This window comes from Bacillus sp. PS95 (genome assembly GCF_037963565.1).
In the GTDB taxonomy this organism is placed as follows: Bacteria; Bacillota; Bacilli; order Bacillales; family Bacillaceae; genus Bacillus; species Bacillus subtilis.
In genome coordinates this window covers 3,746,320-3,758,677 of sequence record NZ_CP150160.1, presented here as the reverse complement: position 1 = coordinate 3,758,677, position 12,358 = coordinate 3,746,320, and the positions used below count along the sequence as shown (strand labels likewise).

General features: G+C 45.1%; 17 protein-coding genes. 16 read left to right on the top strand and 1 reads right to left on the bottom strand.

Annotated features, from left to right (window positions below; all coding sequences use genetic code 11):
- Positions 1–42 precede the first annotated feature (42 nt).
- A complete protein-coding gene (locus NSQ12_RS19595; RefSeq protein WP_116315750.1) occupies positions 43–330 on the top strand; it encodes a DUF5316 family protein in 288 nt (95 codons plus the stop codon).
- Between the two features lie 16 nt (positions 331–346).
- Here NSQ12_RS19595 and NSQ12_RS19590 read toward each other — a convergent pair whose 3' ends face one another.
- Positions 347–709, bottom strand: a complete 363-nt coding sequence (locus tag NSQ12_RS19590) for a UPF0715 family protein (protein WP_014478265.1) — start codon at positions 707–709, stop codon at positions 347–349.
- A gap of 140 nt (positions 710–849) precedes the next feature.
- Between NSQ12_RS19590 and spoIIR the strand changes: the two genes are divergently transcribed.
- From spoIIR to atpA, 15 genes are all read left to right on the top strand, one after another.
- Complete coding sequence (gene spoIIR, locus NSQ12_RS19585; protein WP_003227654.1) at positions 850–1,524, top strand: stage II sporulation protein R; 675 nt, start codon at positions 850–852, stop codon at positions 1,522–1,524.
- A gap of 66 nt (positions 1,525–1,590) precedes the next feature.
- Positions 1,591–2,034, top strand: a complete 444-nt coding sequence (locus tag NSQ12_RS19580) for a hypothetical protein (RefSeq protein WP_003244265.1) — start codon at positions 1,591–1,593, stop codon at positions 2,032–2,034.
- 156 nt (positions 2,035–2,190) lie between these two features.
- Positions 2,191–3,231: an L-threonylcarbamoyladenylate synthase gene (locus NSQ12_RS19575; RefSeq protein ID WP_019712588.1), complete on the top strand. Its 1,041-nt coding sequence runs from the start codon at positions 2,191–2,193 to the stop codon at positions 3,229–3,231.
- 78 nt (positions 3,232–3,309) lie between these two features.
- Positions 3,310–3,867, top strand: a complete 558-nt coding sequence (locus tag NSQ12_RS19570) for a manganese efflux pump MntP family protein (RefSeq protein WP_042975495.1) — start codon at positions 3,310–3,312, stop codon at positions 3,865–3,867.
- A 75-nt stretch (positions 3,868–3,942) separates the two neighbouring features.
- Positions 3,943–4,395: a protein arginine phosphatase PrpB gene (gene prpB, locus NSQ12_RS19565; RefSeq protein WP_014481190.1), complete on the top strand. Its 453-nt coding sequence runs from the start codon at positions 3,943–3,945 to the stop codon at positions 4,393–4,395.
- A 156-nt stretch (positions 4,396–4,551) separates the two neighbouring features.
- Positions 4,552–5,001 (top strand): ribose 5-phosphate isomerase B, encoded by a 450-nt coding sequence (gene rpiB / locus NSQ12_RS19560; RefSeq protein ID WP_003221910.1) that lies wholly within the window; start codon positions 4,552–4,554, stop codon positions 4,999–5,001.
- Positions 5,002–5,013: 12 nt separating this feature from the next.
- The gene (locus tag NSQ12_RS19555; protein WP_003227667.1) at positions 5,014–5,556 is read left to right on the top strand and encodes a TIGR01440 family protein; all 543 of its coding nucleotides are present in this window, start codon (positions 5,014–5,016) and stop codon (positions 5,554–5,556) included.
- A 206-nt stretch (positions 5,557–5,762) separates the two neighbouring features.
- Positions 5,763–7,010: a serine hydroxymethyltransferase gene (gene glyA, locus NSQ12_RS19550; RefSeq protein WP_003227669.1), complete on the top strand. Its 1,248-nt coding sequence runs from the start codon at positions 5,763–5,765 to the stop codon at positions 7,008–7,010.
- Positions 7,011–7,144: 134 nt separating this feature from the next.
- Positions 7,145–7,774 (top strand): uracil phosphoribosyltransferase, encoded by a 630-nt coding sequence (upp, locus tag NSQ12_RS19545; RefSeq protein WP_003227670.1) that lies wholly within the window; start codon positions 7,145–7,147, stop codon positions 7,772–7,774.
- Between the two features lie 423 nt (positions 7,775–8,197).
- A complete protein-coding gene (atpI, locus tag NSQ12_RS19540) occupies positions 8,198–8,581 on the top strand; it encodes an ATP synthase subunit I (protein WP_015251014.1) in 384 nt (127 codons plus the stop codon).
- Positions 8,582–8,588: 7 nt separating this feature from the next.
- On the top strand, positions 8,589–9,323 hold the full coding sequence (atpB, locus tag NSQ12_RS19535) for a F0F1 ATP synthase subunit A (RefSeq protein ID WP_003242621.1): 735 nt from the start codon (positions 8,589–8,591) through the stop codon (positions 9,321–9,323).
- Positions 9,324–9,368: 45 nt separating this feature from the next.
- Positions 9,369–9,581 carry a F0F1 ATP synthase subunit C gene (gene atpE, locus NSQ12_RS19530; RefSeq protein WP_003151167.1) on the top strand — a complete coding sequence of 71 codons (213 nt, stop codon included), beginning with the start codon at positions 9,369–9,371 and terminating at the stop codon, positions 9,579–9,581.
- Between the two features lie 162 nt (positions 9,582–9,743).
- Complete coding sequence (gene atpF, locus NSQ12_RS19525) at positions 9,744–10,256, top strand: F0F1 ATP synthase subunit B (protein ID WP_003244051.1); 513 nt, start codon at positions 9,744–9,746, stop codon at positions 10,254–10,256.
- Complete coding sequence (locus tag NSQ12_RS19520) at positions 10,253–10,798, top strand: F0F1 ATP synthase subunit delta (RefSeq protein WP_003243176.1); 546 nt, start codon at positions 10,253–10,255, stop codon at positions 10,796–10,798. Before atpF ends, NSQ12_RS19520 begins: the two co-directional genes overlap by 4 nt.
- A 16-nt stretch (positions 10,799–10,814) precedes the next feature.
- Complete coding sequence (atpA, locus tag NSQ12_RS19515) at positions 10,815–12,323, top strand: F0F1 ATP synthase subunit alpha (protein ID WP_003243657.1); 1,509 nt, start codon at positions 10,815–10,817, stop codon at positions 12,321–12,323.
- Positions 12,324–12,358: the final 35 nt, after the last annotated feature.

The window sequence follows — 12,358 nt, the reverse complement described above, 5'->3', positions numbered from 1 at the left end:
GAATGGATCAAGCTGTTTAACACCAGCAAAGGGGATGTAAACATGAAAAAGGCCCTGACAGCAGGAATCCTGCTCATTGCGATTGAGAGCATGATTGGCACCATTTTTCCGCAGGCTCTTTCATATGAAGCGATTTTTGGCGTTGCGTCTCTCGTTTTAGTGGGGCTCGCGATCATTACATCGGGTTTGGCTGTAAGCGGAAGCGATCAGCGGGCAAACTACCATTCAGAAACCAAAGAAGGCCGTACATCTCGCATGAAAATGGCGGCCGTTTTCTTTGTTGCGGCGATACCTTCCATTCTATGTTATTTGCTGACGATTTTGTTTTAATAAAAAAGGAAGCCTCTTAGGCTTCCTTTTTTTGCAGTAAAACAGAATCCCATATCCAATAGATAAGAGCTGTTAATACAGCGAAAAGATAGAAGGCTGTATTTTGAAACAAAGATTGTCCCGAAGGCTGAAGCACGCCGAATATGATCGCGTTGGCAATAAAAGCAGCGGCAAGGTAATACAGCAGATACAAAGGGCTGAACCGTTTCGGCTTTTTATTCATCATGATTTGAAGCGGCAGTGCGAAGATCAAATAAGGAAACAGAAAATAAAATGCCATTGTGATGAGAGCGGCAATGATAAATGAATGAATATAAATTACTGAATAAAGAACGGACATCGTGAATGCTGATAACAGCACTGTATAATTGTATTTCATCTTAAACCTCCTAAAACACTATCGTACCATAAATAAGATTAACAGCTTGCTAGATTTTTTTCACCCTGCACGTTTACCCCCGGCTATCCTTGTCCATAATAGGGCTAGAAACAAAGCACGGAGAGGAACGGTGGGGACCGATGAAAAAAACAGTAATCATTTGTATATATATCTTTCTTTTACTATCTGGAGCGCTCGTAGGGCTGGCAAAAGAAGAGACGGCACAGAAATCGGAAAATCAGCCGGTGGTCATACCGGATCAGGCGATTCGTCTGAGAATATTGGCAAACAGCGATAGTGACCAAGATCAGCAATTAAAACGTCATATAAGAGACGCGGTGAATAAAGAAATCACAACTTGGGTAAAGGATATTACTTCTATTGAAGAAGCGCGTCGCGTGATTCGTTCAAAGCTGCCTGAAATCAAAGCAATTGCAAAGGAAACAATGGAGAAAGAAGGAGCGAATCAGTCGATATCCGTTGATTTTGACAAAATCTCGTTTCCGACAAAGCTTTACGGCAACATGGTATATCCCGCCGGTGAGTATGAAGCGATTTTGATTACGCTTGGAAATGGAGACGGAGCCAACTGGTGGTGTGTGCTGTTCCCGCCCCTCTGCTTTCTCGATTTTTCTAACGGGGAAGCCGTCAAAGAACAAGAAGATAAAGAAGCCTCAAAAAAGCAGACTGAAAAAGTGCTTGAGGACGTAACCGCTAAAGCGGAAAAAGCCAAAAAAGAAGAGAACGAAGAAAAAGAAGACGGCACAGAAGTGAAATTCTTTTTAGTCGAATGGATTTCCGACCTTTTTTCCTAATCATCTGGTCTAAAAATAGATTTGCCTCATAGATTGGAAGAAAGAACGCAAAAACGGGGTGAACGGATGTTTTATCAACTGCGGGTGGCAAGGGAAAAAGACGGAGATGTGCTCGAGGCATTTTTAAAACAGGCAAAAACCAGCTATGAAGGCGTGAAAGAAGGCTTCACTCAATTTCTTATGCTGGAGGACAGTGAGAAAAACATTGCCGGATGCCTCGGTATTGAAAAAATAAGCTGTGACCAGGGGCTGCTGCGATCACTTGTCATATCGGACAAGCTTCACCAAGGCCACATCGTCACGCTTTTTCAAAGCATGGAGGTGCTGTGCGAAAAGCATCAGATCAAAACCGTGTACCTAGTAGCAAATCAGCATTCCTCTGCGGACTTTCTGACGGCCATGGGTTTTGAAAGAGCTGAGAGTGTACCGGAGGAGCTGTTTTCTTCTGATCACTTCTGTGAATCGCGGCAAACAGAAGGAGCCGTTTTGATGAAAAAAGCGTCTGGATAAGTGCAGTTTATACACATACTTATCCACTTCTTTATTAGCGTTGTCCACAATTTGTGGATAACGCTTGTTTTATTACAGGACATCTTTTATACTTTCAAAAGGATTACACGCGTAAAACAATCGTTTTATTGTTGTGAATAAGGAGTTTGGTCAGAAATGAAAACGAAAAGATGGTTTGTGGATGTAACTGACGAGTTATCCACAAATGATCCACAAATTGCACAAGCAGCCGCTTTGCTCCGAGAAAATGAGGTCGTTGCCTTTCCGACAGAAACAGTATATGGCCTAGGCGCAAACGCAAAAAATACGGATGCCGTCAAAAAAATATATGAGGCGAAAGGGCGGCCGAGCGATAATCCCCTGATTGTCCACATTGCGGATATCAGCCAGCTTGAGGATTTAACGGGCCCGGCGCCGGAAAAGGCGAAAACATTGATGAAACGGTTTTGGCCGGGAGCACTTACGCTCATTCTGCCTTGCAAACCTGATGCGCTTTCACCTCGTGTAACGGCAGGTCTTGAAACGGTTGCCATTAGAATGCCGGATCATCCGCTTGCCCTTGCATTGATTCGCGAATCGGGACTGCCGATTGCAGCACCGAGCGCCAATCTATCAGGCAAGCCAAGTCCCACAAAAGCGGAGCATGTGGCTCACGACTTGGATGGCCGCATAGCCGGTATTATGGATGGAGGCCCTACCGGAATCGGGGTCGAATCAACTGTGCTTTCATGTGCGGACGACATCCCTGTTCTCCTGCGTCCGGGCGGCATTACGAAGGAACAAATTGAGGCCGTGATCGGGCCGATCCATGTGGATAAAGGGCTCAGCGATCAAAACGAGAAGCCGATTTCTCCAGGGATGAAATATACACATTATGCGCCGACAGCGCCTCTTGCCATTTGCGAAGGCAGCCCAGAGCGCATTCAGCACCTCATTCAAGAATATCAACAGGGCGGAAGACGGGTCGGTGTCCTGACGACAGAAGAAAACGCGGGCGTTTATTCCGCTGATTATGTGAAGAGCTGCGGAAGACGGGCTCAGCTTGAGACTGTTGCGGCAGGGCTGTATGATGCTTTGCGCAGCTTTGATGAGAATAAGGTGGATTTCATTATAGCGGAATCCTTTCCGGATACAGGTGTCGGTCTTGCTATTATGAACAGGCTGATGAAAGCCGCCGGAGGAAGAGTGATTCGCTGAAAGCAGTCAGATGTTCTAACCCTTTTTGGACACGCATAGGCTAAAAAAGCGGGGCGTGTCCAAGGGGGTTATTTATGTATGTCGGATTTGTTTATAGGCGAACTGATTACATTAAGCATCATGGCGTTTGCTTTAGGGATGGATGCTTTTTCTGTCGGCCTTGGAATGGGCATGGTCAAACTTAGAAAGAAGCAGATATTCTATATTGGTTTCATCATCGGCCTCTTTCACGTCATCATGCCTCTCGCAGGGATGGCGGCCGGTAACATGCTGTCAGGGCTCCTCGGCGTGTTAGCGGTTTATATCGGTGGGGCGCTGCTTTTTGTTCTTGGGGTTCAAATGCTTATGGCCTCTTTTAAACAGTCAGAAGAACGATTCATGTCACCGGCAGGGCCGGGCTTATTGCTGTTTGCCATCGGTGTCAGCCTTGACAGCTTTTCCGTCGGCTTGAGCTTGGGGATATACGGCTCGCATCCGCTCCTCACAATTACCCTGTTCGGGCTGTTCAGCATGATGTTGACATGGCTGGGCCTGCTGGTAGGAAAACAAGTGCAGTCATGGCTTGGCACATACAGCGAAGCGCTCGGGGGCATCATATTAATCGCGTTTGGATTAAAGCTGCTTTTGCCAATTTAATATACCAATAAAAGAAACGAAGTCGCCGTTTCTTTTTTCTTCATATATAATAGAGAAAAATAAGGGGTGACTGACATGGATATTATTTTTGTCTGTACTGGAAATACGTGCCGCAGCCCAATGGCTGAGGCGCTTTTTAAATCAATTGCAGAAATGGAAGGGCTGAATGTCAATGTCCGCTCGGCAGGCGTGTTTGCTTCACCTAATGGGAAAGCGACGCCTCATGCAGTCGAAGCGCTGTTTGAAAAACACATTGCCCTTAATCATGTGTCTTCTCCATTAACTGAAGAACTTATGGAATCGGCTGATTTGGTTCTGGCTATGACCCATCAGCACAAACAGATCATTGCCAGCCAATTTGGACGTTATCGTGATAAAGTGTTTACGTTAAAAGAATATGTCACAGGCAGCCATGGTGATGTCATCGATCCGTTCGGCGGCTCAATTGACATCTATAAACAAACGCGAGATGAGCTTGAAGAGCTTCTTCGGCAGCTGGCAAAACAGCTGAAAAAAGACCGCAGATAAGTTGTCAGAAAATCTGCAAACAGGTCATTTGCAAATCCTGCGTGAAGGAGTAGAATATAGTGAAAAGCACATCATATGGTGTGAATCAAAGAGCGGACAGGCTGCGCGGTCAATAAAGCGGGCGGGCCGCATCACACACGCTGGGAGGAAAAGCAGATGAAAGTAGCCATTGCATCGGATCATGGCGGCGTTCACATTCGAAATGAAATCAAAGAGTTAATGGACGAATTGCAAATTGAATATATTGATATGGGCTGTGACTGCGGCAGCGGCTCTGTCGATTATCCGGATTATGCTTTTCCGGTGGCCGAAAAAGTGGTTAGCGGCGAAGTTGACAGAGGCATTTTAATTTGCGGGACAGGCATCGGCATGAGCATTTCCGCTAATAAAGTAAAAGGGATTCGCTGTGCGCTTGCGCACGATACCTTCAGCGCGAAGGCGACGAGGGAGCATAATGACACAAACATCCTTGCGATGGGTGAACGGGTGATCGGACCTGGTTTGGCTCGGGAAATCGCAAAAATCTGGCTGACTACTGAGTTTACCGGGGGAAGACACCAAACGCGTATTGGAAAAATCTCAGATTATGAAGAGAAAAACCTGTAGGGGTGCTGTTTAATGAATGAGTTGAAACAAACGTGGAAGACGATGCTGTCTGAGTTTCAGGACCAAGCGGAATTGAAACAAGATCAGCTCTTCGTCCTTGGATGCAGCACGAGCGAAGTGGCCGGCAGCCGGATCGGCACATCGGGCAGTGTAGATATCGCTGAAAGCATCTACAGCGGACTTGCCGAGCTTCGGGAAAAAACGGGAATCCATCTGGCGTTCCAATGCTGCGAGCATTTGAACAGAGCGCTTGTCGTCGAAGCAGAAACAGCCAAGCTGTTCAGGCTTCCAACCGTTTCTGCCGTGCCCGTTCCAAAAGCGGGCGGAGCGATGGCGTCTTATGCGTTTAAGCAGATGAAGTCTCCTGTTCTTGTTGAAACCATTCAGGCTGACGCCGGAATTGATATAGGCGATACGTTTATCGGCATGCATCTGAAGCCGGTGGCTGTCCCTGTGCGTGTCTCTCAAAACAGCCTCGGTTCAGCTCATGTGACATTGGCGCGTACACGGCCGAAACTAATCGGCGGAGTGCGGGCGGTTTATGAGTGCGAATGAAAGGACTGCATAGCCAGTCTTTTCTTTTATTTTAAGACAGTGAAATAAATTCCGAACTTTAAATTAAATTTAAGTTATCAATATTCGTTTTTACCAATAAAAATTTAGATTTTTTAAAAATAATCTTTTACATCGGCCTTAAAAACCATGTACAATAGTGATGGTAAAAACAAAGAACAGGATACGGATAGGAGAGGATCTCGCTGATGAAACATTTACCTGCGCAAGACGAACAAGTGTTTAACGCCATTAAAAATGAGCGTGAACGCCAACAGACTAAGATCGAATTGATTGCTTCTGAGAACTTTGTAAGTGAAGCGGTTATGGAAGCACAAGGATCTGTTTTGACAAATAAATACGCAGAAGGATATCCGGGCAAACGCTACTACGGCGGATGCGAGCACGTCGATGTCGTTGAAGATATCGCCCGTGACCGCGCGAAGGAAATCTTTGGAGCGGAGCATGTAAACGTTCAGCCTCATTCAGGCGCGCAAGCAAACATGGCAGTGTACTTCACGATTTTGGAGCAAGGCGATACTGTACTTGGGATGAACCTCTCCCACGGCGGCCATTTAACACACGGAAGCCCAGTCAACTTCAGCGGTGTTCAATATAACTTTGTTGAGTACGGCGTAGATAAAGAAACTCAATATATTGATTACGATGACGTGCGTGAAAAAGCCCTCGCTCATAAACCGAAGCTTATCGTAGCAGGAGCAAGTGCGTATCCTCGTACAATCGACTTTAAGAAATTCCGTGAAATTGCTGATGAAGTCGGCGCTTACTTCATGGTGGATATGGCACATATCGCAGGACTTGTTGCGGCAGGCCTTCATCCAAACCCGGTTCCTTACGCTGATTTCGTTACAACAACAACACATAAAACACTTCGCGGTCCTCGCGGCGGTATGATCCTTTGCCGTGAAGAGTTTGGCAAGAAAATTGATAAATCGATCTTCCCTGGAATTCAAGGCGGCCCTCTGATGCACGTTATTGCCGCAAAAGCTGTTTCATTCGGTGAAGTATTGCAGGACGATTTCAAAACATATGCACAAAACGTCATTTCAAACGCGAAACGTCTGGCTGAAGCCTTAACGAAAGAGGGCATCCAGCTCGTTTCAGGCGGAACAGACAACCACCTTATCCTTGTTGACCTTCGTTCGCTCGGACTGACTGGTAAGGTTGCGGAGCATGTACTTGATGAAATTGGTATTACGTCTAACAAAAACGCGATTCCATATGATCCTGAAAAACCTTTCGTAACAAGCGGCATCCGTCTTGGTACAGCTGCTGTAACCAGCCGCGGTTTTGACGGAGACGCATTAGAAGAAGTCGGTGCTATCATTGCGCTTGCATTGAAAAACCACGAAGATGAAGGAAAACTTGAAGAAGCAAGACAGCGTGTTGCTGCTCTGACTGATAAATTTCCTTTATATAAAGAATTAGATTATTAAGATCCTAAAACCCGCTTGGGCTTATGCCCGGCGGTTTTTTTGACGATGTTCTTGAAACTCAATGTCTTTTTTTGTAGAATCAATAGAAGTGTGTAATTGTTGATGGGACAATAAAAAAGGAGCTGAAACACAGTATGGGAAAGGTTTATGTATTTGATCATCCTTTAATTCAGCACAAGCTGACATATATACGGAATGAAAATACAGGTACGAAGGATTTTAGAGAGTTAGTAGATGAAGTGGCTACACTCATGGCATTTGAAATTACCCGCGATCTTCCTCTGGAAGAAGTGGATATCAATACACCGGTTCAGGCTGCGAAATCGAAAGTCATCTCAGGGAAAAAACTCGGAGTGGTTCCTATCCTCAGAGCAGGATTGGGAATGGTTGACGGCATTTTAAAGCTGATTCCTGCGGCAAAAGTGGGACATGTCGGCCTTTACCGTGATCCAGAAACCTTAAAACCCGTGGAATACTATGTCAAGCTTCCTTCTGATGTGGAAGAGCGTGAATTCATCGTAGTTGATCCGATGCTCGCTACGGGCGGTTCCGCAGTTGAAGCCATTCACAGCCTTAAAAAACGCGGTGCGAAAAATATCCGTTTCATGTGTCTTGTAGCAGCGCCGGAGGGTGTGGAAGAATTGCAGAAGCATCATTCGGACGTTGATATTTACATTGCGGCGCTAGATGAAAAATTAAATGAAAAAGGATATATTGTTCCAGGTCTCGGAGATGCGGGTGACCGCATGTTTGGAACAAAATAAAAAAGTGAAATCCCCAAAAGGGGGTTTCATTTTTTTATCCAGTTTTTTGCTATTCGGTGAATCTGTATACAATTATAGGTGAAATTGTGAACATTCTGTGGAGACGTAAAGTATAAAAAGTTTTTTAACTTTAAACAGATTGACACATGTTAGGGGCTATTGTATGCTAAACGAGGGTATTATGAGAAGGTTTTCATAGCTTTCATTATAGTCCTCATCCTCAATGTAAATCCTCTCAGCAAACCCGTATTATGAGGATTTATTTAAGCGAATGAAACAGCATCCCTGCAAGGCTTGCGGATGAATGATTTTTTCGAACAGGCCCGTTTTGCCGGTCAAAAAAGGTCTTCTACTAAGGGTTAACCGCTGATTTTTGCCGTATCCAAGCTATACATTATTTTTTCATCAGGAGACAGATAATTGATGGACGATCCCAAGCTTACATTTAGCAGACAACGCAAATATTTATTGTTCATTTTGGCAGTGTATGTACTGGGTTATGGTTTAACAGCGTATAAAACCGTTTTTTTAGGCCTTATTCTGGGAACTGTTTTCAGTTTGTTTAATTTTTTACTGCTCGTCAGAAGAATGAATGCTTTTGACAGAGCTGTTGAGAAAGGAAAGTCCATACGATCTCTCGGGAGCGCAGCGCGGTGGTGCAATGCGATTCTTGCTGTGGCTGTTGCCTATAAAAATCCCGGATATTTTCATATGGCAAGTACAGTTATTGGATTAATGACAATATACCCTGTCATTATGATAGATTCCTTTATCCAGCTTAAACGTTCATCAATGGAAGAGAGGTGAAAACCCTTTGAATCATGGTTACAGAACTATAGAATTTCTAGGTCTTACTTTTAATCTGACAAACATTCTGATGATTACTGTGGCGAGTGTGATTGTTTTATTGATTGCTATATTGACGACAAGAACGCTTTCGATCCGTCCCGGAAAAGCCCAGAACTTTATGGAATGGATTGTTGATTTCGTCCGCAATATTATTGGCAGTACAATGGATTTAAAAACAGGGGCTAACTTCTTGGCACTTGGTGTCACATTGCTGATGTACATATTTGTGTCGAATATGCTGGGGCTGCCGTTCTCTATTACAATCGGACATGAGCTCTGGTGGAAGTCTCCGACAGCCGATCCTGCCATTACATTAACGCTAGCCGTGATGGTTGTTGCTTTAACCCACTACTATGGTGTGAAGATGAAAGGGCTCAAGGAATATTCCAAAGACTATTTAAGACCTGTTCCATTCATGCTCCCGATGAAAATCATCGAAGAGTTTGCGAATACGCTGACTCTAGGTTTGCGGCTGTATGGTAACATCTTCGCCGGTGAGATTCTTCTCGGCCTGCTTGCGGGATTAGCAACAAGCCATTATTCGCAAAGCGTGGCTCTCGGTCTTGTCGGTACAATCGGTGCCATTCTGCCGATGCTGGCATGGCAAGCATTCAGTTTATTTATTGGTGCTATCCAGGCATTTATCTTTACAATGCTGACGATGGTGTACATGTCTCATAAAATCAGTCATGATCATTAAAACATTATATCCAAACGGATAACATTTTAAAGGAGGAACTTTTTCATGAATTTAATAGCAGCTGCGATTGCAATTGGTTTAGGCGCACTTGGTGCAGGTATTGGTAACGGTTTGATTGTTTCACGTACGGTAGAGGGGATTGCCCGTCAGCCGGAAGCAGGTAAAGAACTGAGAACTCTTATGTTCATGGGTATCGCATTAGTTGAAGCCCTTCCTATTATCGCTGTCGTTATCGCATTCTTAGCGTTCTTTGGCTAAGCATAAAAGCCTTATATGAACTAAAAATGGCGAAGATCATTCCAAGAGAACCTTCGCCATTGCTTTATGTCTGATAAGCATCCCGCCTTGCCGGCTGAAAAGAGACAAGTGCGGCTGCTGGATCAGCAAAGAAAAACCTGCAGAAGGGAGTTGCCGTAGTAGATGTCTCAATTACCACTTGAACTAGGATTGTCGTTTAACGGCGGAGATATCCTGTTCCAACTGTTAGCTATGTTAATCTTATTAGCGCTTCTGAAGAAATACGCTTTAGGGCCGCTATTAAACATAATGAAACAGCGTGAAGACCACATCGCTGGAGAAATTACGTCTGCTGAAGAAAAAAATAAAGAAGCGCAGCAGCTGATTGAAGAGCAGCGCGTTCTTTTAAAAGAAGCAAGACAGGAATCCCAAACTCTTATCGAAAACGCAAAGAAACTGGGAGAGAAGCAAAAAGAAGAGATTATTCAGGCTGCACGTGCAGAATCTGAACGTCTGAAAGAAGCAGCAAGAACTGAAATCGTGAAGGAAAAAGAACAGGCGGTTTCTGCTCTCCGTGAGCAAGTAGCGTCTCTTTCTGTCATGATTGCGTCGAAAGTGATCGAAAAAGAACTGGATGAACAAGCGCAAGAGAAATTGATCCAGGACTATCTTAAAGAGGTAGGAGAAAGCCGATGAGTGGATCAGCTGTCTCTAAACGATATGCATCAGCTCTTTTTGATATAGCCAATGAGTCCGCTCAGCTGAATCAAGTAGAAGAAGAGCTAATTGTTGTAAAACAAGTATTTCAAAATGAAAAAGCGCTTAATGATGTGTTGAACCATCCGAAGGTGCCGGCTGCGAAGAAAAAAGAGCTGATTCAAAATGCATTTGGCTCTTTGTCACAGTCCGTACTCAATACGATTTTTCTTTTGATTGACCGCCATCGTGCCGCGATTGTCCCTGAGCTCACAGATGAGTTTATCAAACTCGCAAATGTGGCCCGTCAAACAGAAGACGCAATCGTATATTCAGTGAAACCGCTGACGGATGCAGAAATGTTACCATTATCACAAGTGTTTGCAAAAAAAGCCGGAGTCGCTTCACTGAGAATCAGAAATGAAGTGCAGACGGATTTAATAGGCGGCATTAAAGTCCGCATTGGAAACCGGATTTATGACGGCAGCGTAAGCGGGAAGCTTCAGCGCATCGAACGTCAATTAGCCGGGGAAAATCGATAGAAGGGGTGAAACCTAAGTGAGCATCAAAGCTGAAGAGATTAGCACGCTGATAAAACAGCAAATACAAAATTATCAATCTGATATTGAAGTTCAAGACGTAGGTACAGTCATCCAAGTCGGTGACGGTATTGCACGTGTGCACGGCCTTGACAACTGTATGGCCGGTGAACTTGTCGAATTTTCAAACGGTGTTTTGGGTATGGCTCAAAACCTTGAAGAATCAAACGTAGGTATCGTCATCTTAGGACCTTTCAGTGAGATCCGTGAGGGAGACGAAGTAAAAAGAACAGGCCGCATCATGGAGGTTCCTGTTGGTGAAGAGTTAATCGGCCGTATTGTAAACCCGCTAGGCCAACCGGTAGACGGACTTGGCCCGATCCTTACAAGCAAAACTCGTCCGATTGAAAGCCCTGCACCAGGCGTTATGGACCGTAAATCCGTTCATGAACCGCTTCAAACCGGTATCAAAGCGATCGATGCACTGATTCCAATCGGCCGCGGCCAGCGTGAGCTGATCATCGGTGACCGTCAAACAGGTAAAACATCTGTTGCGATCGATGCGATCCTGAACCAAAAAGACCAAGACATGATCTGCGTATATGTTGCGATCGGCCAAAAAGAATCAACAGTCCGCGGCGTAGTAGAAACATTGCGTAAACACGGCGCGCTTGATTATACAATTGTTGTAACGGCGTCTGCCTCACAGCCGGCACCGCTTCTGTACCTGGCACCGTATGCTGGGGTTACAATGGCAGAAGAATTTATGTACAACGGCAAGCACGTTCTTGTTGTATACGATGATCTTTCTAAACAAGCGGCCGCTTACCGTGAGCTGTCCTTGCTTCTTCGCCGTCCGCCAGGCCGTGAAGCGTTCCCTGGGGATGTATTCTATCTTCATTCCCGTCTGCTTGAGCGTGCAGCAAAGCTTAGCGACGCGAAAGGCGCAGGATCAATTACAGCTCTGCCGTTCGTAGAAACACAAGCCGGAGATATCTCTGCTTATATTCCGACGAACGTCATTTCCATCACCGACGGACAGATCTTCCTGCAATCTGATTTGTTCTTCTCAGGCGTACGTCCAGCGATCAACGCCGGATTGTCTGTATCCCGTGTCGGCGGCTCAGCGCAAATCAAAGCGATGAAAAAAGTATCAGGTACTTTGCGTCTTGACCTTGCGTCATACCGTGAGCTGGAAGCATTCGCTCAATTCGGTTCTGACCTCGACCAAGCGACTCAGGCAAAACTGAACCGCGGTGCGCGTACAGTTGAAGTGCTGAAGCAGGATCTGAACAAGCCGCTTCCGGTTGAAAAGCAAGTAGCCATTCTTTATGCGCTGACAAAAGGATATCTCGATGATATTCCTGTGGCGGATATCAGACGTTTTGAAGAAGAGTACTACATGTACCTTGACCAAAACCATAAAGACCTGCTTGACGGAATTGCGAAAACAGGAAACCTTCCTGCTGATGAAGACTTCAAAGCTGCAATCGAAGGCTTCAAACGCACATTTGCACCAAGCAACTAACTCGAATGCTGATGAGAGAAAAAGGTTCTCTTTTT

Excerpts from the sequence above, each read along its gene's own strand:
- upp (WP_003227670.1), top strand. The coding sequence starts at position 7,145 with ATGGGAAAGGTTTATGTATTTGATCATCCTTTAATTCAGCACAAGCTG.
- rpiB (WP_003221910.1), top strand. The coding sequence starts at position 4,552 with ATGAAAGTAGCCATTGCATCGGATCATGGCGGCGTTCACATTCGAAAT.
- NSQ12_RS19575 (WP_019712588.1), top strand. The coding sequence starts at position 2,191 with ATGAAAACGAAAAGATGGTTTGTGGATGTAACTGACGAGTTATCCACA.
- atpE (WP_003151167.1), top strand. The coding sequence starts at position 9,369 with ATGAATTTAATAGCAGCTGCGATTGCAATTGGTTTAGGCGCACTTGGT.
- atpF (WP_003244051.1), top strand. The coding sequence starts at position 9,744 with ATGTCTCAATTACCACTTGAACTAGGATTGTCGTTTAACGGCGGAGAT.
- atpI (WP_015251014.1), top strand. The coding sequence starts at position 8,198 with ATGGACGATCCCAAGCTTACATTTAGCAGACAACGCAAATATTTATTG.
- NSQ12_RS19555 (WP_003227667.1), top strand. The coding sequence starts at position 5,014 with ATGAATGAGTTGAAACAAACGTGGAAGACGATGCTGTCTGAGTTTCAG.
- spoIIR (WP_003227654.1), top strand. The coding sequence starts at position 850 with ATGAAAAAAACAGTAATCATTTGTATATATATCTTTCTTTTACTATCT.
- NSQ12_RS19595 (WP_116315750.1), top strand. The coding sequence starts at position 43 with ATGAAAAAGGCCCTGACAGCAGGAATCCTGCTCATTGCGATTGAGAGC.
- glyA (WP_003227669.1), top strand. The coding sequence starts at position 5,763 with ATGAAACATTTACCTGCGCAAGACGAACAAGTGTTTAACGCCATTAAA.
- NSQ12_RS19520 (WP_003243176.1), top strand. The coding sequence starts at position 10,253 with ATGAGTGGATCAGCTGTCTCTAAACGATATGCATCAGCTCTTTTTGAT.
- prpB (WP_014481190.1), top strand. The coding sequence starts at position 3,943 with ATGGATATTATTTTTGTCTGTACTGGAAATACGTGCCGCAGCCCAATG.
- NSQ12_RS19590 (WP_014478265.1), bottom strand. The coding sequence starts at position 709 with ATGAAATACAATTATACAGTGCTGTTATCAGCATTCACGATGTCCGTT.
- NSQ12_RS19570 (WP_042975495.1), top strand. The coding sequence starts at position 3,310 with ATGTCGGATTTGTTTATAGGCGAACTGATTACATTAAGCATCATGGCG.
- NSQ12_RS19580 (WP_003244265.1), top strand. The coding sequence starts at position 1,591 with ATGTTTTATCAACTGCGGGTGGCAAGGGAAAAAGACGGAGATGTGCTC.